22 protein-coding genes are annotated in these 21,700 nt (G+C 52.2%); 14 read left to right on the top strand and 8 right to left on the bottom strand.

Translation table 11 applies throughout. The features are described 5' to 3' along the window. The first annotated feature begins 35 nt into the window (after nucleotides 1-35). On the top strand, nucleotides 36-1,259 hold the full coding sequence (locus EDD53_RS12730; protein WP_123793835.1) for a UbiH/UbiF/VisC/COQ6 family ubiquinone biosynthesis hydroxylase: 1,224 nt from the start codon (nucleotides 36-38) through the stop codon (nucleotides 1,257-1,259). Here the strand turns inward: EDD53_RS12730 and EDD53_RS12725 are convergent, their stop codons facing one another. From EDD53_RS12725 to EDD53_RS12705, 5 genes are all read right to left on the bottom strand, one after another. Beyond that, complete coding sequence (locus tag EDD53_RS12725; RefSeq protein ID WP_123793833.1) at nucleotides 1,260-1,448, bottom strand: Trm112 family protein; 189 nt, start codon at nucleotides 1,446-1,448, stop codon at nucleotides 1,260-1,262. It lies immediately after the preceding gene. Beyond that, on the bottom strand, nucleotides 1,448-2,083 hold the full coding sequence (locus EDD53_RS12720; RefSeq protein WP_123793831.1) for an LON peptidase substrate-binding domain-containing protein: 636 nt from the start codon (nucleotides 2,081-2,083) through the stop codon (nucleotides 1,448-1,450). Before EDD53_RS12720 ends, EDD53_RS12725 begins: the two co-directional genes overlap by 1 nt. Before the next feature lie 26 nt (nucleotides 2,084-2,109). Next, complete coding sequence (locus tag EDD53_RS12715; protein ID WP_123793829.1) at nucleotides 2,110-3,015, bottom strand: thioredoxin family protein; 906 nt, start codon at nucleotides 3,013-3,015, stop codon at nucleotides 2,110-2,112. A 56-nt stretch (nucleotides 3,016-3,071) separates the two neighbouring features. Next, nucleotides 3,072-3,860 (bottom strand): exodeoxyribonuclease III, encoded by a 789-nt coding sequence (locus tag EDD53_RS12710; protein ID WP_123793827.1) that lies wholly within the window; start codon nucleotides 3,858-3,860, stop codon nucleotides 3,072-3,074. Between the two features lie 192 nt (nucleotides 3,861-4,052). After that, complete coding sequence (locus EDD53_RS12705; protein ID WP_123793825.1) at nucleotides 4,053-4,739, bottom strand: response regulator transcription factor; 687 nt, start codon at nucleotides 4,737-4,739, stop codon at nucleotides 4,053-4,055. Nucleotides 4,740-4,905: 166 nt separating this feature from the next. On the opposite strand from EDD53_RS12705, the gene ribA reads away from it, so the two are divergent. Together ribA and EDD53_RS12695 are read left to right on the top strand one after the other, a co-directional pair. Further along, nucleotides 4,906-6,018, top strand: a complete 1,113-nt coding sequence (ribA, locus tag EDD53_RS12700; protein ID WP_123793823.1) for a GTP cyclohydrolase II — start codon at nucleotides 4,906-4,908, stop codon at nucleotides 6,016-6,018. Further along, complete coding sequence (locus EDD53_RS12695; protein WP_123793821.1) at nucleotides 6,018-6,515, top strand: L,D-transpeptidase family protein; 498 nt, start codon at nucleotides 6,018-6,020, stop codon at nucleotides 6,513-6,515. Before ribA ends, EDD53_RS12695 begins: the two co-directional genes overlap by 1 nt. Here EDD53_RS12695 and EDD53_RS12690 read toward each other — a convergent pair. After that, complete coding sequence (locus tag EDD53_RS12690) at nucleotides 6,512-7,171, bottom strand: YggS family pyridoxal phosphate-dependent enzyme (RefSeq protein WP_123793819.1); 660 nt, start codon at nucleotides 7,169-7,171, stop codon at nucleotides 6,512-6,514. The two genes, EDD53_RS12695 and EDD53_RS12690, sit on opposite strands and share 4 nt — an antisense overlap. Before the next feature lie 217 nt (nucleotides 7,172-7,388). Here EDD53_RS12690 and EDD53_RS12685 point away from each other — a divergent pair, with 217 nt between their 5' ends. The 5 genes from EDD53_RS12685 (at nucleotide 7,389) to holA (ending at nucleotide 13,298) form a co-directional block, all read left to right on the top strand. Further along, on the top strand, nucleotides 7,389-8,417 hold the full coding sequence (locus EDD53_RS12685; protein ID WP_170162760.1) for a porin: 1,029 nt from the start codon (nucleotides 7,389-7,391) through the stop codon (nucleotides 8,415-8,417). Between the two features lie 156 nt (nucleotides 8,418-8,573). Further along, complete coding sequence (locus tag EDD53_RS12680; RefSeq protein WP_123793815.1) at nucleotides 8,574-9,140, top strand: DUF3576 domain-containing protein; 567 nt, start codon at nucleotides 8,574-8,576, stop codon at nucleotides 9,138-9,140. A 105-nt stretch (nucleotides 9,141-9,245) separates the two neighbouring features. Then, nucleotides 9,246-11,807, top strand: coding sequence for a leucine--tRNA ligase (leuS, locus tag EDD53_RS12675; RefSeq protein ID WP_123793813.1), 2,562 nt, complete (start codon nucleotides 9,246-9,248; stop codon nucleotides 11,805-11,807). Nucleotides 11,808-11,820: 13 nt separating this feature from the next. Next, nucleotides 11,821-12,279 (top strand): LPS assembly lipoprotein LptE, encoded by a 459-nt coding sequence (lptE, locus tag EDD53_RS12670; RefSeq protein ID WP_170162759.1) that lies wholly within the window; start codon nucleotides 11,821-11,823, stop codon nucleotides 12,277-12,279. Continuing rightward, the gene (holA, locus tag EDD53_RS12665) at nucleotides 12,276-13,298 is read left to right on the top strand and encodes a DNA polymerase III subunit delta (RefSeq protein WP_123793809.1); all 1,023 of its coding nucleotides are present in this window, start codon (nucleotides 12,276-12,278) and stop codon (nucleotides 13,296-13,298) included. Before lptE ends, holA begins: the two co-directional genes overlap by 4 nt. Here holA and EDD53_RS12660 read toward each other — a convergent pair. After that, entirely contained in the window at nucleotides 13,267-14,463 is a 1,197-nt protein-coding gene (locus EDD53_RS12660) for a TIGR03862 family flavoprotein (protein WP_123793806.1), read from the bottom strand. The genes holA and EDD53_RS12660 overlap by 32 nt on opposite strands. Nucleotides 14,464-14,494: 31 nt before the next feature. After that, a complete protein-coding gene (locus EDD53_RS12655) occupies nucleotides 14,495-15,250 on the bottom strand; it encodes an SDR family oxidoreductase (RefSeq protein ID WP_123793804.1) in 756 nt (251 codons plus the stop codon). A gap of 112 nt (nucleotides 15,251-15,362) precedes the next feature. Here EDD53_RS12655 and EDD53_RS12650 point away from each other — a divergent pair, with 112 nt between their 5' ends. The 6 genes from EDD53_RS12650 to lpxK all read left to right on the top strand — a co-directional run bounded on the left by EDD53_RS12650 (nucleotide 15,363) and on the right by lpxK (nucleotide 21,698). Beyond that, nucleotides 15,363-16,877 carry a hypothetical protein gene (locus EDD53_RS12650; protein WP_123793803.1) on the top strand — a complete coding sequence of 505 codons (1,515 nt, stop codon included), beginning with the start codon at nucleotides 15,363-15,365 and terminating at the stop codon, nucleotides 16,875-16,877. A gap of 57 nt (nucleotides 16,878-16,934) precedes the next feature. After that, nucleotides 16,935-18,281, top strand: a complete 1,347-nt coding sequence (locus EDD53_RS12645; RefSeq protein WP_123793801.1) for a TldD/PmbA family protein — start codon at nucleotides 16,935-16,937, stop codon at nucleotides 18,279-18,281. Beyond that, nucleotides 18,268-19,053, top strand: a complete 786-nt coding sequence (locus EDD53_RS12640) for a 3'(2'),5'-bisphosphate nucleotidase CysQ (protein ID WP_123793799.1) — start codon at nucleotides 18,268-18,270, stop codon at nucleotides 19,051-19,053. The genes EDD53_RS12645 and EDD53_RS12640 overlap by 14 nt, the downstream gene beginning before the upstream one ends. 96 nt (nucleotides 19,054-19,149) lie before the next feature. Continuing rightward, nucleotides 19,150-19,395 (top strand): DUF4170 domain-containing protein, encoded by a 246-nt coding sequence (locus tag EDD53_RS12635; protein ID WP_123793797.1) that lies wholly within the window; start codon nucleotides 19,150-19,152, stop codon nucleotides 19,393-19,395. A gap of 12 nt (nucleotides 19,396-19,407) precedes the next feature. Further along, nucleotides 19,408-20,709: a 3-deoxy-D-manno-octulosonic acid transferase gene (locus EDD53_RS12630; RefSeq protein ID WP_170162758.1), complete on the top strand. Its 1,302-nt coding sequence runs from the start codon at nucleotides 19,408-19,410 to the stop codon at nucleotides 20,707-20,709. Then, complete coding sequence (gene lpxK, locus EDD53_RS12625) at nucleotides 20,706-21,698, top strand: tetraacyldisaccharide 4'-kinase (RefSeq protein WP_123793793.1); 993 nt, start codon at nucleotides 20,706-20,708, stop codon at nucleotides 21,696-21,698. The genes EDD53_RS12630 and lpxK overlap by 4 nt, the downstream gene beginning before the upstream one ends. Nucleotides 21,699-21,700 lie beyond the last annotated feature (2 nt).

The following is a 21,700-nucleotide window of genomic DNA, read 5'->3' as shown; positions in this document are numbered from 1 at the left end:
ATGGACAATCCCACAATCAGCCCCATATTAGCGCTATGAAAAATTCTTGTGATATTGTGATCGTTGGTGGTGGGTTAAATGGCCCAGCTTTGGCTTTGGCTTGTGCGCAATCAGGGCTAACGGTGCGCCTTATCGACCGACTTGAGGCCAGTGAATTAACTGATGAGGCATTTGATGGGCGTGGTTATGCACTGTCATTGTCATCCCAAAGATTGCTGAAAGCCACGAAAATCTGGCCAGCTGTGGCCAGCCAAGCCCAGCCTATCCTTGAGGTCAAAGTAACCGATGGCAAGGCTGGCGAGGGCCCTGCGCCGTTTATGTTGGCCTTCGATCACGCGGAGACTGATGATGGTCCAGTCGGGTTCATGCTGGAAGATCGTTTTTTGCGCCGCGCATTGTTGGCCGCAGTCACAGCAGAGCCAAATATCACTCAACACCACGGCAACGTGACCGCACAGTCCATCACGCCTTGCGCAGCTGACGTCACACTCGACACGGGTGAAGTTGTCTCAGGCAAGGTTTTGGTCGGGTGCGATGGACGCAACTCTGGCACAGCGACACGCGCTGGAATCGGGCGCACTGGCTGGGGGTATAAGCAGACCTCGTTGGTGTGCGCCATTTCTCACGAGCGTCCCCACAACGGCTGCGCACATCAATATTTCATGCCCTCTGGGCCTTTGGCTATCTTGCCACTCGCCGGCAACAAGAGTTCTATCGTCTGGACAGAAAAGGATGGCCTAGCGCGAGATATCCAAGCCCTATCTGATTCAGAGTATCTAGATGTTTTGCGCCCACGGTTTGGCGATTTTCTAGGCGACATCACCCTAGTTGGTAAACGGTTCACCTATCCGCTAGGGCTGTCATTGGCCAATGCCCTTGCAGCAGATCGCCTCGCTTTGGTCGGGGATGCCGCGCATGGGCTTCACCCGATTGCAGGCCAAGGTCTAAACGCAGGCTTTAAAGATGTTGCCGCTTTGGCTGAGGTTTTGATCTTGGCGCATCGCCGAGGTGAAGACATTGGGCGCAGCGATGTTTTAGACCGTTATCAGCAGTGGCGCCGCTTTGATGTTGCAGCACTTGCAGTCATGACCGATGGCTTCAACAAGCTGTTTTCAAATGATAATCCGCTCTTGCGCTTTGGGCGCGACATCGGGATGGGTGTGGTAAATTCTATGCCTGCGCTGCGACGCGCTGCGATGCGCGAAGCGGCTGGGGTCAGTGGCGACCTGCCCCAATTACTTCAAGGCAAGTCGCTATAGTCAGTCTTCTAAAACGCGCGCTTCATCAGGCAGCATGATCGGAATTCCGTTGCGGATAGGGTAAGCTAGCCCAGCGGATTTCGATACAAGCTCCTGCGCCTGAGCATCATAGCTTAGAACGCCTCGCGTGCGCGGGCACACTAGGGCTTCGATCATCCTACGATCAAATGGGATTGTTTCACTGCTCATTACATCATTTCCTCGTTGGATCCACCGCGTAGCGTGAACTCCATTAGTGTTACAAGTGTTTCGCGTCGCGTTGACAAAGACGGCGCTTCAAGCAGTGCCTGCTTGTCTTCGGGTTCAAACGGGCAGAGCATTGATACGGAATTGATCAGTGTTTCATCATCTGCCGCCTCGATCCCATCCCAATCTGTGCTGAGCTCTTCTTCGGCAAAATAACGTCGCAAGACTTGGATCAGCACATCGCGATCCAGTGCCTCATCGCGCTCGGCGGGGCCGAGGTCGCGTTCAAAACCAGACCAATCTACATTGACGCGCGTGTAGGGGGTGAACCCTTCTACTTGCTCACCGATACGGCAGCGCGACACACCTGTCAGGGTAATCATATAGCGCCCGTCATGGGTTTCTGAAAATGCCGTCAATCGCCCAGCGCAACCGATGGTGTTTAGGCGGTCACCCGCCTGCCCCCCACGTGGTTGCGCCATGACGATCAAGCGCTCTGGCGTTTTCATGCAGTCTTCGATCATCTGCAAATAACGCGGCTCAAAAATATGCAGCGGCAAAGGGGTGCGCGGCAGCAAAAGTGCGCCCGTTAAGGGAAAGACAGGCAACACAGTGGGCAGATCATTTTTTATATTCATGACGCTTACCTAGCCCGATCCCTCTATCAGACAAATATCATTGACGACAACTTCCGCCGACCGTCTAAAACAATTGGGTCATTGGGCTTTAAGCTATCGAAAACTTGAAAAAGCTGCTCTTTTGCAGCCCCATTATTCCATTCTCGATCTTGTTGGAACGCCGCCAAAAGTGCGTCAACAGCGGCCCCGACCTGACCGTCAGCATGCAGGGCTGTGGCCAGATCGAGCCGCGCTTGCATATTGGATGGGTCCGCCTCAACGGCGGCAGTCAAATCGGCCACAGGGCCAGCGTTTTCGGCCTGTCGCGCCAAGGCAATTTGAGCAAAGACAGCTTCGATTGCAGAATTGCTTGAGATATCAGCAGGTACACCGTTTAGCACAGCTTCGGCTTCGTCAATTGCCCCTTGGGCCACGTGACATTTCGCAAGGCCTGCAAAAGCTGCTGCATTTTTGGGGTCTTCTTCGACAATCGCTGCAAAGGTTTGCGCGGCATCGTCAATATCGCCAGCTTCATACATTTCTTCTGCAGCTTCAACCGCGGCATCAAGGCCGCCATCGTCACCAAGCTCCAGAAGCTTGTTCATGAAAGTGTCGATTTCAGATTGCGGCAATGCGCCCTGAAAGCCATCAATTGGCTGACCTTGCCAGAAGGCAAAAACAGTCGGCACGGATTGCACGCGCATTTGCCCCGCTAGCATCTGGTTTTTATCAACGTCGATTTTGGCCATGCGCACTTTGCCACCCGCTTTGGCAACAGCCGATTCTAAAGCGGGGCCTAGTGTTTTGCATGGACCACACCAAGGCGCCCAAAAATCGACGATTACGGGCACGGTATTTGACATCTCAACAACTTCAGCCATGAAGTTATCTTCAGTCACATCGACAATATGCGCGCCACCGTTGGCGGATTGGGATTGCCCGAGTTCAATCATCTGGGTCTCTCCTATAGGTATGAGTTTGTCTTTATATGCAGGTGTTCGCGTCTGATTTAAAGGTCAAACGTCGCAAAGACTGGCGCGTGATCTGACGGCTGCGTCCAACCACGGGCATCACGTAAAACACGGCTGGAATGGGCGGCATTGGAAATATCTGATGTGCCCCAGATATGATCCAGACGGCGACCTTTGTCAGCGGCATCCCAATCTTTGGCACGATATGACCACCAGCTGTAAAGGAGACCTTCGGGAATATCCTGACGCGTGATGTCAATGAATCCGCCTGCCTCTTGGGTTTCGGCCAGATGTTCGATTTCGATTTCTGTATGTGACACGATTTTGCGCATCTTTTTGTGATCCCAAACATCATCCTCGCGTGGGGCAATATTGAGGTCACCAACCAAAATAGACTTTTGCAATTTCTCAGCCCGAAATGCATCGCGCATTTCAGTTAGGTAATCTAGTTTCTGGCCAAATTTTTCATTTATCTCGCGATCTGGTTTGTCCCCGCCCGCAGGTACATAAAAGTTGTGGATGGTTACGCCATTTTCCAACTGACCAGCAACGTGACGCGCATGGCCTAGGCTCGCGTAATCTGCACCGCCTGCATCTTTGATCGGCAATTTCGACAAAATCGCCACGCCATTATAGCCCTTTTGCCCCCGCGCGACCATGTGGGTGTAGCCCAGCGCGTGAAAGCCCTCGAGGGGAATCTTTTCCACAGGGGACTTACATTCTTGCAAACACAAAACATCAGGGGATTCTTCTGCGAGAAGCTTTAAAACAAGTGGTTCGCGCAGACGCACTGAGTTGATATTCCAGGTGGCGAGTGTGAATGACATGTGCTGCCCTTTCAAAAAGATACCTATGCGAAGCGCAAGCTTTGGGCTTCGCTAATTTACGCATAGACTAGGCTTTGCGCCCCACTATGACCAGCAAGAAGCATGGGCTTTCAGGATTAGCTTGTGCTGCCCCCTCACATAAAAAAGCCCCACAGGTTATGCGGGGCTTTGGTCGTCAACATTATACTGTCGTTAGGCTGAAAGACGATATCCACCAGACTCTGTAACAAGAATGCGCGCGTTTGAGGGATCAGGTTCTATCTTTTGACGCAAGCGATAGATATGCGTTTCCAAAGTGTGGGTCGTAACCCCCGCGTTATAGCCCCAAACTTCGTGCAACAGCACATCGCGTGGCACCACTGTTTCGGTCGAACGGTACAGGTACTTTAGAATATTAGTTTCTTTTTCCGTCAGGCGAATTTTCTTTTCGTCTTCGGTGACCAACATTTTTTGCGCTGGCTGGAACGTGTATGGCCCGAGCTGAAAAACAGCAGATTCGGACTGTTCATGGGTGCGAAGCTGCGCACGAACGCGCGCCAAAAGCACAGGGAATTTGAATGGCTTAGTGATGTAATCATTGGCGCCCGCATCGAGGCCTAAAATCGTATCAGCATCGGTATCATGGCCTGTGAGCATCAAGATGGGGCACTTCACACCACTTTTGCGCATCAATTTGCACAACTCGCGGCCATCAGTGTCAGGTAAACCGACATCTAACATAACCAAATCATAATGCTGATCTTTGATTTTTTCCATACCGCCAGCGCCGCTGTCCGCTTCGAACACATCGAAGTCTTCGGTCATGACAAGCTGTTCACTTAACGCTTCGCGCAGGTCGTCATCGTCATCAACCAGCAAGATCTTTTTGAGAGTGGTCATTTTAAATGCCCTCCTTTTGTTTAACTCTGACAATCATGTGATGTCATTTTTTCTCACGACAAGTTTTGCAACAGTGATGTCACGCAACCGTGTGAAATTTCCGTCGAATGTTTCATATTCTTTCAAAGCCCCTTACATAGGGGCGAACCTACCGATGGAAATATACATGATTTCGTTAGACTCCCTTGCCGCAAACCTAGCACCTAGCTTGGCCGAAGTGATCGCACGCGCACGTGCAGATCTGCGTATGGGCGTGCCCATCGTGTTAAAATCGCAAACTGGGATGTCTTTGGTCGCAGCAGCGGAAGGCCTGACTCCCGATCGTTTTGAGGCGTTGAAAGCGGCTGGTCCTGTTGTCTTGGCCATCACAGCGCGCAGAGCACAAACGCTAAAGGCCTATGCCCATGATGGCGATGTCGCGCGTCTTAGTTTGCCCGCGCGCGCAACAACGGACTGGATCAAAGCTGTCGCCAACCCTGAGGGCGACTTTGCAGCCCCGTTAAAAGGCCCCTTCCCGACCGCAACGGAAGGTTGCCCTGTACGTCACCGCGCAGCAATTAAACTGGCAAAGTCTGCGCGGCTTTTGCCAGCCGTTGTTGTTACCGACACGCCCGAGGCCCTAAACTTGGCAACGACCTATGGGCTCACTGTGGTTTCTGTAGAAGCGGCTGATCCTTACATGGCCCTGTTGGCGCCTCTAAATGATGTCATTCACGCACGCGTACCACTTGCGGCCAGTGATGCAGGCCGCGTTCATGTTTTTCGCCCAGAAGATGGTGGCGAAGAACATTTTGCGATTGAGATCGGTAAGCCTGATCGCGATGCGCCTGTTTTGGCGCGCTTGCATTCCGCCTGTTTTACGGGCGATTTGTTTGGATCCTTGAAATGTGATTGCGGCCCACAACTGCACGCTGCGCTTGCGGCAATGGGTGAAAACGGCAGCGGAATTTTGTTGTATTTAAATCAAGAAGGGCGCGGCATTGGCCACGCCAACAAGATGCGCGCCTATTCACTACAAGACCAAGGCTATGACACTGTCGAAGCCAACCACCGTTTGGGCTTTGAAGATGACGAGCGCGACTTTCGAATCGGAGCGGCTATTTTGAAAGAACTCGGCTTTAAGTCCGTCAAGTTAATGACCAATAACCCCGCAAAGATCGCGCGGATGCAAGATCAAGGCATAGAGGTCACCCAACGGGTCGCTTTGCAGGTTGGTGAAAACCGCCACAATACAGCCTATTTGGCGACCAAAGCAAAAAAGTCAGGGCATTTGCTATAATGCGCCCCGCTTGCGCCAGTGATATCGTTGTAGGTGATTGGGGCGCGCGCTTTATGGGACGGCGCTTTCCCTGCTCTGTCGGCAAAGGAGGCATCACCAACAGCAAGATCGAAGGTGATGGCGCCACGCCGCGCGGTACACATTATATGCCCCAGATTTTATATAGGGCCGATCGCATACCTGATATAAATGGCACAGCTATATTGCCACGCGATCTTTGGTGCGATGCTTCTAATGATCCAAATTACAACCAAGCGGTAAAAGCCCCCTATGCTGCCAGTCATGAAAAACTGCGGCGCGGGGATCGCCTATATGACCTTATCATTATAACCGACTGGAACTGGCCGCAGGCCGAAACAGGCAAAGGGTCTGCCATTTTTATACATCGCTGGCGTAAACCACGCCACCCGACCGAGGGCTGCGTGGCGTTCCGCCCCGATCATCTGCGTTGGATTGCCAAGCGGATCACCCCCAGAACGCGCTTAATCGTGCGCTAGTTGATTTTATAGGCGCGTGCACCAAACAACGCAGACCCAACACGCACATATGTTGCGCCTTGTGCGATGGCTGTTTCAAAATCACCAGACATCCCCATCGACAACCCCACAACACCATTGCGCTTAGCTATTTTTGCAAGCATTGCAAAATGCGGCGCAGGATCTTCGTCGGCTGGCGGAATACACATCAAACCTTCGACTTCGAGACCCAATTCACGACATTGCGCCACAAAGCCGTCCGCATCCTCTGGCAACACACCTGCCTTTTGCGGCTCCGCGCCAGTGTTCACCTGTATATAGAGTCGCGGACACGCGCTTGTTTCCTCTGCAATGCGTGCAATTGTTTTGGCCAGCTTGGGGCGATCAAGGGTTTGAATCACATCAAACAGCTCCATCGCTTGGCGTACCTTGTTGGTTTGCAGGGGCCCAATGAGATGCAACTCGATATTTTCATACTTATTTTTGAAATCGGGCCATTTTCCAGCAGCCTCTTGCAACCGATTTTCGCCAAAAATACGCTGCCCCTGTTGTAAAACGTCTTCTACACGCGCGTTTGGCTGCACCTTCGAAACCGCGATAAGCTGTGCATTTTGGGGGTCTCGGCCCACTAAAATGGCTGCTTTTTCGATTCTTTTCTTGATATCTTGCAATCCCATATCGGCCTCAAACCCCAATAAAACTTGACTATAATCGTATATTTAGGCCAGAGCTAACAGGGGATGCAACAGGTGTGTGACCAACTTGCATCATTTATTCCCAGACCGTTACGAGTAAAGCCAGATCTCTTGACCCATCTCACGTTTCGACCCAAAAGTCTGTGCATGTGCTGGACGACCTAGCATGAAAAGTTTTTTCAAATCCACGAGGGTAACAATGAAAAAGATTCTTCTCTCCTCCGCAGCCATCGCCGCCTTCGCTGGCGCAGCAGCTGCTGAAGTAACATTCTCCGGTTCAGCTCAATTGGGCTACAACGACACTGAAGTTGAAGGCCTATACGCTGACGCTGACCTTGACATCAAAATGTCACAAGAGCTGGACAACGGCTGGACAGCATCTTTGACATACGGTGTTGAGCTTGAAGACCTGAACAAAGGTGTGAACCAAGACTTCAACGCTGACAACAACGTGTTGTTCTCTTTGACAAGCGATTCATACGGCATCTACTACGGTAACACAGACACAGCTGCCAACTCTCTTTGGACTGGCGCTGGCGATATGGCCAACGACGGCTTCTCTGAGCAAGACGCTGAAGAAGTTTTGAAAGCAACTGCAAACGTTGCTGGTGTTGAAGCTGCGGTTTCTACAATCATCGAGCCTGCAACAAACGAAGATGCGCAAACATCTGTTGCAGCTAAAGGTACATTCGGCAACTACACAGTTGGCGTTGCATACCAAGAAGAAGGCGACGTATTGTCATACGCAGCTGGCGACCAAGAAGACTACAACTCTGACGAGCTTTACGGTCTCTTCGCGTCTACATCTTTCGCCGGTGCTGAAGTTACTGCTGCATACGCATCAAACGAAACAACTGGCGAAGATTCTTTCGGTCTTGAAGTTGCATACCCAGTTGGCGACGTAACAATCGGTGCATTCTACGTAGCTGAATCACTCGGCGACGACTCATACGGTGTGTCTGCTGACTACGCTGCTGGTGCATTCGCTGTATCTGCATTCTACGAAGACGTTCAAGGCGTTGAAGATGGCGGCGTTGAAGGTTCTTACGACTTGGGCAACGGCCTAGTTGTATACGCTGGCTACATCGACTCAACTGAAGGTTATGTTGGTGCTGAGTACGACCTCGGTGGCGGCGCATCCATCATCGCATCTTACGCTGATCAAGACGAAGAAGGTGAGAAAGAGTACGACGAAGGTACTTCTTTGATCCTTAACTTGAAATTCTAAGTCGTTAAGACTTTAGATTTTGGGGCCGCTCCTTTTGGGGGCGGCCCTTTTCGTTTGTGCTGATCTTCTTGGAACTGGCAAAGTCGCGCCAAGGCTCTTGTTCATCATGCATTTGGGCGATACGGTTGGCGCGATTGATTGTTAGGGAACCATCTCATGCCGCGCCTAAACCACACCGCTTTGCTTGGCCTTTGCGCCGCTTTAACACTGACAGCTTGTGGCAATGGCAGCCTTGGGTCATCCACGGGCAGCTTTGGGTCACTCGGCGTAGGTTCTCTATCTGGTAGTCGGACGCAAACGTCAGACACCGCCGCGCCTGTTGTTGATAATCGCAAAACAGCACAGGCTGTAGAATTGTCGAACGGCGAAGTGATCGTTTTGGAACAAGCCAAGCGCCGCACCGTTTTGGGCGGAGGGCGCGGGTCTATTGAAGACAGCGCGCAGGTGAACAAATACATTTGGAATGCTGCATTGGATGTTCTGTCATTTTTACCAGTGCAAACCGCTGATCCTTTCACAGGCGTGATCGTTACAGGATATGGCACACCACCTGGTGGCAGCCGCGCCTACCGCGCGACCATCCATGTGACTGATCCAGCCCTTGATGCGCGCACGCTAAACCTGTCGCTTTATACCCGCGGTGGCGCCGCAAGTGAGCAAACGGTGCAAGCTGTAGAAGACGCTATTCTATCACGCGCGCGTCAACTGCGCAGCGGCAAATAAAAGATACAAACTGACCGCCCCACTGGACCGACAGTCCCAGACGTTTTATGACCACGCCGGGCCGATGCGCTCGGCGTTTTGATGACCACCCCGAAGGATACACACATGAGCAGCTATTCTCCTGCCGATCTCGAACCTAAATGGCAGCAAGCTTGGAACGAGGGCGACGTTTTTTTGGCCAAGCGCGATGAAAGCAAACCCAAGTATTACGTGCTTGAGATGTTCCCCTATCCTTCTGGTCGCATCCACATTGGGCATGTGCGCAACTACACCATGGGCGATGTTGTCGCGCGGTATAAGTCGTCAACGGGCCACAATGTCTTGCACCCGATGGGGTTTGACGCTTTTGGCATGCCTGCGGAAAACGCGGCGATGGCGTCAGGCGGGCACCCGAAAACATGGACCTACGCCAATATCGACACCATGGTCGACCAAATGAAACCGCTGGGTCTGTCGATCGATTGGACGCGGATGTTTGCGACCTGTGATCCAGAATATTACGGTCAGCAGCAAGCGATGTTTATCGATATGCTCGGCAAAGGGTTGGTTTATCGCAAGAACGCCGTGGTCAATTGGGATCCCATTGATATGACGGTTTTGGCCAATGAACAGGTTGAAGACGGGCGCGGCTGGCGCTCTGGCGCTTTGGTTGAGCGCCGCGAGTTGACCCAGTGGTTCTTTAAAATTTCCGATTATTCGGATGATCTTTTGAGTTCCATCGACCACTTGGACAATTGGCCCGATAAGGTCAAAACCATGCAAAAAAACTGGATTGGCAAGTCCCGCGGTTTGCAGTTCTCGTTTTCTTTGATCGATGGCCCTGCCAACCAAGATCGTGTCGAAGTCTATACAACCCGCCCCGATACATTGAATGGCGCATCTTTTGTAGGTATTTCAGCAGATCACCCCTTGGCCAAATCCTTGGCCGAGGAAAACCCAGAGATCGCAGCCTTTTGCGAAGAGTGCCGCAAGGGTGGCACCACAGCGGAAGAGATCGAAAAAGCGCCAAAGCTCGGGTTTGATACCGGCCTAAAAGTGCGCCATCCGTTTGACACTGCATGGGAATTGCCAGTCTACATCGCCAACTTCATCTTGATGGATTACGGCACAGGCGCTGTGTTCGGTTGTCCTGCTCATGACCAACGCGACTTTGAATTTGCCACCAAATACGACTTGCCGATCAATGCGGTCTTTGAACCCATTGAGGGTGAAGCCCAATCAGGCGAAGCATATGTGCCGATGAAAACCGACAAAGTCCGCTACACGCGCGGCTTTAGCGGCGAAGATATTCAAACTGGTGACGACGCTGTAAACGCCGCAATTGATTTTTGCGAAGCCAATGGCGTTGGAACGGGTGTGACGAAATATCGCCTGCGTGACTGGGGCCTGTCGCGTCAACGCTACTGGGGCTGCCCAATTCCTGTTGTGCATTGCGAAACATGTGGCGTTGTCCCTGAGAAAAAAGAAAACCTACCTATCGAGCTGCCCGATGATGTGTCTTTTGACATTCCAGGCAACCCGTTGGACCGCCACCCAACCTGGCGCAACTGTGCCTGTCCAACATGTGGCGCGGATGCGCTGCGCGAGACCGACACCATGGATACCTTCGTGGACTCCAGCTGGTACTTCGCCCGCTTCACTGCACCGCGTGCAACCACGCCCACGATTGCCGAAGACGCGGATTACTGGATGAATGTCGATCAATACATCGGCGGCATCGAGCACGCGATTTTGCACCTGCTTTACTCGCGCTTCTTTGCCCGTGCGATGAACGAAACGGGCCACCTGCCAGACAGCGCGCGCGAGCCGTTCAATGCGTTGTTCACCCAAGGCATGGTCACCCACGCGATCTATCAAAACGCCGAGCGCACAGATGACCACGGGCGGGCGATTTACCACTATCCCGAAGAAGTGGAAGAGCGCGACGGCGAAACCGTCGTCAAAGCAACTGGCGAAAAGATCAAAGTGATTCCCTCTGCCAAGATGTCGAAATCCAAAAACAACGTGGTCGATCCTGTTGAGATCATCAAACAATACGGCGCGGACACCGCGCGTTGGTTTGTACTGTCCGACAGCCCCCCCGAACGCGATGTGGAATGGACAGCCTCAGGCGCGGAAGCGTCGGCCAAGCATTTGACCCGCGTGCACCGTTTGGCGGCAGAGCTTGATGCCCAACCCGAGCAGGGCCAAGGTGATGAAGACCTGATACGCGCAGCCCATAAAGCCATCGTTGATGTCACTCTTGGTATTGATAGCTTTGGCTTCAATGCCTCTATCGCCAAGCTCTACGGCTTCACAAATGCGATCGCCAAATCCAAAGCTGGTCGTGATGCCAAACGCTTTGCGTTGAAAACTTTGGCCCAATTGATGTCTCCGATGACACCGCATTTGGCCGAAGAAATGTGGTCACTGCTCGGCGGCGAGGGCTTGATCGTACACGCCCCTTGGCCCGAGGCAGACGAAGCCATGCTCGTCGAAGCGGCGGTCACAATGCCGATTCAGATCAATGGCAAACGGCGCGCTGAAATCACCGTGCCCAAAGATATGCCAAAAGAAGATATTGAAAAGCTTGCTCTAAAAGCCGACGTTGTTGTTAAGGCGCTCGATGGTGGGCAGCCAAAGAAACTCATCGTCGTTCCGGGCCGTATCGTAAATGTCGTTATTTAGTCGCCGAATTTTCATGATCACCGCCGTAGCCCTTGCGGGCTGCGGTTTTCAGCCTGCCTACGGCCCCACATCAGCCGCCTCGCAATTGCGCGGGGCCGTGCAGATTGACGCGCCACAAGACCGAAACGCCTACACTGTTGCGCGCCGATTAGAAGACATTTTCGCCCGACCGCAAGACCCGCAGTACAGTTTAAAGTTTTCTGTACAGACAGATGACGAATCCGTTGGCATCACGCCAGACCAAGAAATCACCCGATACCATATAACGGGGACTGCAACCTACACCTTGGCAGATGTCACAACAGGGCGAATCCTCGCTTCGGGGACGGCACAAAGTTTCACAGCCTATTCCGCCACGGGGTCGACGGTGTCATCGGTTACCGCCACGCGCGATGCGACGACACGCCTGATGAACATTCTTGCCGATCAAATCGCAACGGATGCATCAAGCAAATTTGCGGCGAGCGAATGAAACTATCTGCCCGTGAAGCCGCTGGATATTTCGCAAAACCCGACCCAAGCAAAGCGGGTGTCTTGCTGTTTGGCCCTGATGCAATGCGAATCTCACTGCGCAGGCAAGAGCTGATCGAATCTCTTATTGGCCCTCAGGGCGAAGAAGAAATGCGCCTCACGCGGATGTCCGCATCTGAGTTGCGCAAAGACAAAGCATTACTGGCAGACGCGATTAAGGCGCAAGGCTTCTTTCCTGGCCCGCGTGTTGCTTTTGTTGACGACGTCACAGAACAACTGGCCACGGTGATCATCGACTCCATGGCGAATTGGCAGGTCGGTGATGCACAGGTTGTTGTCACCGCTGGTAATTTGAAAGCTACCTCCAAGCTACGCAAGTTTTTCGAAACACATCCCAACGGATATGCAGCAGCGATTTACACCGATCCACCTTCGCGGGCTGAAATCGAAGCCACTTTGAAAAAGTCAGGATTGGGCGACATTACGCCAGATGCTATGACCGATATCGAAGCGCTATCCCGCAACCTTGACCCGGGTGATTTTCGCCAAACCATGGACAAGTTGGCGCTTTATAAAATTGGCGACACAACGCCTGTTAGCAGCGAAGATATCTTCAACTGCGCTCCAGCGACGACCGAAGCCGAAGTGGATGATGTTCTAAACATCGTCGCCGAAGGTCGAACCGTAGAACTGGGACCAATCATGCAAAAGATCGAAGGCCAAGGGATTGATCCTGTCACCCTATCGATTTTCACCATGCGCCATTTCCGCGCTTTGCACGCCGCGGCAGCTGACCCAGGTGGCGCCGCATCTGGTATCGCACGCGCACGCCCCCCTATCTTTGGCCCACGCCGTGATAAGATGACCCGCCAAGCGCAAGGCTGGGGGTTACACAAACTGGAAGTGGCTTTAGGTGTTTTAACCGATACGGATTTGACCTTACGCTCCGCCTCCAAAGCGCCAACAATGGCCGTTATGGAGCGCGCGCTTATACGTCTTTCGATGCTCGCAAAACGTTGAGTGCGCCAAGCGCTGCACGACGACCTGTGGCAAAGCAAGCCGTCAACAGATAGCCACCTGTTGGCGCTTCCCAGTCAAGCATTTCGCCGCAGGCAAAAACGCTTGGATATTGCTTGAGCTCCAACCAATCCGTCATCTCATCAAAGCGAATCCCGCCCGCAGTTGAGATCGCTTCATCCATAGGACTGATCTGCACGTCTTTAATTGGAAGCCGCTTTAATATGGGGGCGATATCTTTGGGTAAAGGGTGCACGAACTCCATCAGCAACGCGATTTTTTCTGGCCCCAACCGCAGTGTTTTGCGCAAGACATTTGTAAAGCTATCTTTCGCTTTTCGCTGGTTTAGACTCTTATTTATGTGCTCAAGCGGCATATTTGGCAGCAAGTCGACGTATAAGTTATGCCCTTCGCGCAAACCACGCGATACAGCGTAAATACCGCCGCCCTCTAGCCCGCCTTTTGAGATCACAAACTCTCCTTGTGAAGTATATGGTCCGCAGCTCAGCGAAACACCCTTGATCGGTTTGCCAAAGTGGCGCTTCATATGCTGCGTCCAATCGACAGTCAGTGCGGCATTCGCTGGCTTAAAGGGCGCGATTTTGACCTGATCTAAGGAAGTCATCCATGCGCCATTCGAGCCTAATCTGGCCCAGCTAGCTCCTCCAAGCGCCAAAACTGTGACCTTAGCATCCACGCGGCGCAACCCGTCAGGCGTCTCAAAAACGGCCCCATCATTAAAATGCGACCAGCGCCACTTTCGTCGCAGATCAACACCCGCTTGATCCAGCCGCGAAAGCCATGCACGTAAAAGTGGCGAGGCCTTCATAGCGACAGGAAAGACCCGCCCTGTCGACCCCGTGAACACAGTCTGACCCAGTGTCTGCGCCCAAGTCATAACCTCTGTTGGCCCAAATTCATCCAACGCCTGCCTTAAGGCTTTGGGCAAGGGAGTGAAATTGGTTCGGAATGCCGCGAAATCTTCATTTTTCGTCAGGTTTAGACCCGACTTTCCAGCCATCAGGAATTTCCGCGCAGGCGATGGCATCGCATCTGCAAGGATAACGCTATAGCCTGCTTGAGACAGCAAATCAGCGGCCATCAGACCAGCGGGGCCAGCACCAATAATCAAGGCATCCGTGCGTTCGGTTTGCGTTATATCGTTCATGAGATCGGCACAAAGTGAGGGCTGATTGCGATCATGTAATAACACCAATTTTGCGACGCAGGGTTTCATCACGCAGCTGTAGTTCTTGACCTAGATGACTATCTGCTTTTGTTCCGCACATCCAAAGCAAAGCTTTTGCGGGCCACTCGGCAGGAATATGATCATCCCAGTCTAGGCGGCTTACTGGGTTTATGCCTGACCGCTTAATTTGCCTTTGCATATCGGTCGCGACGGTTCCAGGAGAAAGCCCAATTGCACGGATGCCTGAGCTGCGCTCTTCGAGATCCAGCATACGTGTCAGCATCGCCGCGCCTGCTTTCGAGGCACAGTAGGCACTCCACCCTTCTACAGGGCCATGCGCAGCGCCCGAAGATACAGTCAACACAGTTCCACCACCACGCTTGACCATATCAGGAACAATGATCGACATCGCATGAAAGACGGCTTTCAAATTAATATCGATAGCGCGGCTCCAAGCGTCATAGTCAGCCTCAACCAGCTTGGAAATAGGTTCGATAGACCCTGCATTATTGATCAAAATATCGATCGGACCAAGCGCATCTACGCTATCGGATATCGCAGATTTCAAAGCAGTTGGATCGGAGATATCACAGGGAGCCGCAAAAGCATTTGCACCCAAATCTTGCATCAAACTGGTCAGATCATTCGCATTGCGTGCGAGCAAAGCGACCTTGGCACCTGCCGCAACAAAGGTCTTGGCAGTCTGTGCGCCGATGCCGCGACTTGCGCCCGTGATCAACGCGGTTTTTCCTGTCAGGTCTGTCATATCCATCTCACCTTTTTATCAACCTTATTACGCATTTGTGTTGGCTTCCAGCCTTGACCATCCTCTGAATCCCGTGAAACTCTTTAGCAAATTTTTAGGATTGGATATCGGTATGTCTCTACGGACATCGTTTGTTGTTGCGTCTTGTTTAATGCTACCTGCCCACATTGGATTTGCAGATGTTTCCCCGCAGCATGTTTGGGAAAACTTGCAACTTTTCGGACAAAGCATCGGGCAGTCCTATACTGCGGAACTCGAGCAGAACGGCGACACCTTGGTTGCGCGTGACGTGGCTATTGAATTTACGGGACAGTCCAGTGAATTGGTCACGCTGAACGGTTACTTTCCTGAAATCCGCTTCAAGGCCCTCAAACGTGGCGCTGTTGAAATAACCTTTCCTGCTGCGGGCAGGTATACTTCCTCTATCGCGGGAAACCCCTCATTAGACATCTCACCTTTGGACATTGAAAATACAGTGACGATCGGCAACACGATCATTGCCACAGGATCGCCCGACGATATCACTTTTACCGTAGCGCCTGGCACCGTTAGCTATGTCACCCATGAGCAAAGCAAATCTGGAATGACACTCGTGCCAGAAAAAGTCATGACGCTGTCAGACTTTAAAGGTGAACTCACAACAGTTCAGAAAGATGGCGCACTCTTGTCGGACCTTGATGTTAGCGCTCAGTCGATAAACGTCACAAGCAATGGGTCAACCGATGATGTCGCTATGGAAAGCACCTTCCATTCGGCGCCTATCGCCATTACCGCCGCGTTTAGCACCGCCGCAAATGTCGCCAAAGATCGCAAGCGTTTTTTAGAAAGCATGCAAGGGGATGTGCGATATAGCTTGGGCGAAACCCATTTTGAAACCAAAACAGGCAGCGCGGAGCGGCAACTTCATATCTTGGGCGATGTTCAAAACGCCTTTATAAATACATCAATTATAGATGGATCACTGGAGTATGGGGGACGTGCGACGCAGACCGAGGTCACTGTTGGTGGGTCGGCGGTGCCGTTTCCCTCAGTCGATTTTGGCATCCAATCCGCAACATTCGGCATAACGGCACCATACCTTGCCAGCCCAGATCCACGGCCCGTTGGTATTCAGGTCGCTTTCGAACAGGTGCGCCTGCCAGATGTCGCTTGGTCAATGTTGGATGCTCTTGGAGAATTACCGCATGAACCTGCCACACTGCGCCTTGACCTAGTAGGCAATGTGATTTCAGAAATTGACCTGATTAATCCACAATCAATGCTAGAGGCCAAATCGGATAACTTGCCATTTCAACCGCTGGACCTGTCGTTGAACGATCTTTTTGTGTCTGTCGGAGGGGCCACTCTGGCCGGTGAGGGCACTGCTACTTTCGTAGATAACTTAGCAACATCTAACAAACGCCTGCCTTTCAAATCTGGCGAAGCCACATTGGCTTTGACAGGCGGCACTGCCTTGATCAATGCCATTACAGCATCGGGCTTGGTCGCCCCACAAATGGGCGCGACCGCGAAAATGTTGTTGGGCGTGTTTGCTCGCTCTGGCGAAGGGGAAGATTCCTACATCACAGATATTGAGCTACAAAAAGGCAAGTCAGTCACAGTGAACGGACAAAAACTGCCATTTTGATGGACTTGTGCGCTGCATGACATAAAACAAAAGAAACAAAGTCATAACGAGGCCCATATGCAAAAAGATCTGTCGCAACTTACGCAAGCCTTGCTGCATGCAGCACAAAAACACGGGGCTGATAACGCGGATGCGATTGCAGTCACAGGGACCTCTATATCGATTGATGTGCGCGCTGGTGCGCTGGAGCATGCCGAACGTTCTGAAGGTGTCGACATCGGCTTGCGCGTTTTTGTAGGACAAAAACAAGCCTGCGTTTCGGCGTCTGATGTGCGTGATGAAACCTTAGAAACTATTGCGGAACGCGCCGTGGCAATGGCAAAGCTATCGCCAGATGACCCTTACATCGGATTGGCAGACGCTGATCAACTTGCCGAGGATCGCGATTGTGGGAAGTTGGAATTATTCGACGCCACAGCTGAACCTGCAGCGGCTGATTTGGAGGATGACGCACGGCGTGCGGAAGCAACCGCGCTTGAGCACAGCGGGATTTCCAAAGTTCAAAGCGCATCCGCAGGCTATGGGCGCCGCCAAGTTCACCTTGCCGCCAGCAACGGATTTTCAGGGGGATATGAACGCTCTGACCGCGCCATAAGCTGTGTGGCGATTGCTGGCTCTGGGACGCAGATGGAGCGTGATTACTTTGGTGACAGTCGCATCTTTCAAGCGGATTTGATGACCCCCGAAGAGGTCGGCCAGCGCGCGGCAGAAAATACTCTGGCCCGCTTGGGCGCACGCAAACCTAAAACAGGTACATTCCCAGTTATCTTTGATGAGCGGATCTCATCCACTTTGCTCGGTCACCTCATGGCTGCGGTAAATGGCAGTATGATTGCGCGGGGGTCTAGTTGGCTGCGTGACGATTTGGGGCAGTCCATTTTACCATCGCATATAAGTATTATCGAACAACCGCACCGCAAACGCACATCAGGGTCACGACTTTTCGATAGCGAAGGATTGCCCACAAAAGAACGCCACATTGTTGAAAATGGTACCTTGATGGGGTGGACGCTTGATCTTGCAACTGCCCGACAATTGGGTCTGACCAGCACAGCAAATGCAGGGCGTGGCGTCGGTTCCCCGCCCTCGCCCGCGCCGACAAATTTGGCAATGACACAGGGCCCGCAATCACAAGCAGACTTGTTGAAAGACATGGGCACAGGGCTTTTGGTCACCTCGCTCATCGGATCATCAGTCAACCCCAATACTGGGGACTATTCGCGCGGCGCTTCAGGGTTTTGGGTCGAAAATGGCGTTTTGGCCTATCCTGTGAACGAATGTACGATTGCTGGCAACCTTCGCGATATGTTGAAAACCATCGTGACAGCAAATGACGCACGCATGCACCTGAGTCGTGTGGTGCCCTCTATTTTGGTGGAGAGCATGACACTTGCAGGCGCTTGATGATCTACCCCTTTTGATCGACGCGGCGCGGCGTGCAGGTGACATCGCCCGCAAATTTTGGCGACACGATCCAAAAGCATGGCACAAGGCCGATGACGCAGGCCCTGTGACAGAAGCAGATATGGCCGTCAATAATATGCTATTCGCAGATCTGATGGCCGCACGTCCTGACTATGGCTGGTTGTCCGAAGAGACCCTCGACACGGATGCACGCCTCACAAAAGACCGCGTGTTCATCATTGATCCGATTGATGGCACGCGCAGCTTTATCGAAGGCGATCACAATTGGGCGCATTCGCTCGCTATTGCCGAACACGGTGAAATCATTGCAGGTGTTGTTTATTTACCAATTAGAGATCGCCTATTTGCAGCAGCCAAAGGCCAAGGCGCGTCTCTCAATTCAATGCCTCTCAAATGTGATCACCGCAAAGAAATCGATGGGGCGCGGGTTTTGACTCACAAGCATAATATGGATCCAAAGCTATGGAACGGCGGATGTCCTGACTTTGTGCCTAAATTTCGATCCTCACTGGCCTATCGAACGGCTTTGGTTGGGCAGGGGCGGTTCGATGCAATGATTTCGTTACGCAATACTTGGGAATGGGACGTTGCCGCAGGCAGTTTGATTGCCCAAGAAGCGGGTGCAAAGGTCATTGATCATTTAGGCGCGCCGCTAAGTTTCAACAAACCAACACCCGCTTTCGCCGGTTTCATCGCCGCCAATCGGGAACTGGCCACATCAATTGTGCAACGCCTTGCAATCACATCATAGCGATTTTTGCCAATCCGTTGTCTGCAAATAGATCGGGCGGCTTGACCACACAGGGCATTCGGCTAGGGTGCGAATACACCATTGACGGAGAAAATAATGACACAACGTTTGCATTTGGTATTTGGCGGAGAACTTGTTGACCCCTCAACGACAACATTTCGCGATGTCGATGATATTCATGTTGTCGGTATTTTCCCAGATTATGAGACAGCGAGATCCGCATGGAAAGCAGAAGCCCAGCGCACTGTAGACAATGCACATATGCGGTATTTCATTGCAGACCTTCACAGCCTGCGCGACGTTGAAACAGCCGTTCAATCTGCTGAACAATTCGGAAAATAAGCCATGGGCCGAATGGCCAAGCCGCTTTCTTTACTTGCGTATAGAGCTTTTACCTCTCGTCCAGAGTCTGCGGTTCACCAGAATTTAGCTGCACAACAGACTGCGCATGTCATCAGTCATGATGAGTACAGCCAAAGGCTTGCACTGGATGCGCCAGTCCTATCAAACGCGCCTGTCTTATGGCTCAATGCAGGGTCACAGCAGGCCATTTCGCCTGCCATAAATTTATTTCGTCAACTTCAAGCCGACCGACCAGATCTCAAGGCAATCTTGACATTTACTGTCAAGCCAACCGTTGACCATGCTGTGCCAGACGGCTTGATTATGCAGCATGCACCTGATGAACGCCTTGGAATAATTTCACGTTTTTTGGCCCATTGGACGCCAGAATGTTTGATTTGGATCGGTGGAGGGTTTCGTCCTGCCTTGCTCGAACAGGCCAAAGCTCGCGATATTCCATTGATCTCAATCGACGCACAAGACAACACCAGTGCCTTGTCGATTCCACAAAAGATATTGGGCCTGCGCTCAGCAACGATGGCTTTGTTTGATCATGTGTTTGCAGAAAACGCCACCAAAGCGATGGCGTGGCGACGCGCGGGTTTGGGGACCGACAGTATAGAAGTTCTTGGTTTTCTGGAAGACGGCGCAAAGCTGCCGCATGTGAACGAAGATGAACTTGAAGCGCTCAAACGTGAAACAAGCACGCGCCCAATCTGGTTCGCATCGCAAGTGGCAACTGGCGAAATTCCGGATGTGATCCGCGCCCATAAAAGCACATTACGCCGTGCGCATAGATTGCTTTTGGTGGTCTCCGTGCGTGACCAAACAACCGCCGAGCTGATTGAAAAGTTTTGTATTGGTCAAGGCTTACGTCCTGTGTTCCGCGATGATGCAACACCAATTTCTGAAGGCGTGCAGGTTCTCATTGTGGTCGGATCAGAAGAAGACGGATTGTGGTACAGGCTGGCACCAGTTACGTTCCTTGGGCAATCATTGACCCCTGGCAAAGGCAGTGATCCCTTCGCAGCCGCACATTTTGGATCAGCAATTGTGCACGGACCAAATGTTTCAGATTACGCAGAAACCTATAAAAGGTTTCAAACTGCCAAGGCCACCTATCCAGTCAAAGACTGCCAAAGTCTAGGGTCAGCGGTGACAGCATTGCTCGCCCCTGACAAAGCTGCAGAAATGGCCAATGCAGCGTGGCAAGTCTGTTCACAAGGCGCAGAAATGACAGACCGCGTCGCCGCATTGGTCCACGATATTCTAGATAAGCGCGAAGAAACACGCGCCGAGGACACAGCACAATGACACCTCCTGCATTTTGGTCCCGCCCCCCATCTGCCGCTGGCTGGCAAGCGCTGCTGCTACAACCTTTAGCTGCGATTTATGCGCGCGGCACGGCGCGTAGGCTGCGTCAAACTGGCTACAAAGCCTCGGTGCCTGTGATCTGTGTTGGCAACATAAATGCGGGTGGCACTGGCAAAACCCCTACGGTCATCGCGCTTGTGCAAAAATTGCAGGCGATGGGCAAAATTGTGCATGTCGTGTCACGTGGCTATGGGGGCAAATTAGCTGGCCCTGTGCAGGTCGACCCTCATGATCACTGTGCAGATGACGTAGGCGATGAGCCACTTTTGATTTGCGCCTTTGCACCCGCTTGGATCGCAAAAGATCGCGCGCTTGGAGTGCAAGCTGCTGAAGCTGCGGGGGCTGACGTCATTTTACTTGATGACGGCATGCAAAATCCATCTGTTGTAAAAGATGCAACGTTTGTAGTCGTTGACGCCCACCGCGGATTTGGCAACGGACATGTGTTGCCTGCTGGACCCTTGCGTGAACCTGTTACGACAGGATTGGCACGGGGGGATGTCGTTATTTCAATCGGCGATAAGAAAGCACAAGAGAAGTTTAAAAGCACTTGGGGCGGATTTGTATCACTGCCGCAGGTGACTGCGGCTCTTTCTCCTTTGGAAACAGGGATGGACTGGAATGGTCTTCGCACGCTCGCCTTTGCTGGAATCGGGCACCCTGAAAAGTTTTTCGCAACCCTTAAAGGAATGGGCGCAATCTTGATTCGCACTGAAGCGCTGCGGGATCATCAACCCTTGTCTCTCGCCTTAATGAAGCGTTTAGAAATTGAGGCCACCACTTTTGATGCGCAGCTCGTCACAACAGAAAAAGACGCGGTGCGTTTGCCCCGCGCCTTTCAAATGAAGGTACTGACCTTGCCTGTGCGCCTTGAAATTGACGATGACGGCCCGATCTTTGAGACGTTCAAGCGCCTTGGACTAACCTAGTT

This window comes from Pacificibacter maritimus (genome assembly GCF_003814915.1).
GTDB classification, from domain to species: Bacteria; Pseudomonadota; Alphaproteobacteria; order Rhodobacterales; family Rhodobacteraceae; genus Celeribacter; species Celeribacter maritimus.
The sequence above is the reverse complement of the archived record's forward strand: the minus strand, read 5'-3'. Positions and strand labels throughout refer to the sequence as shown.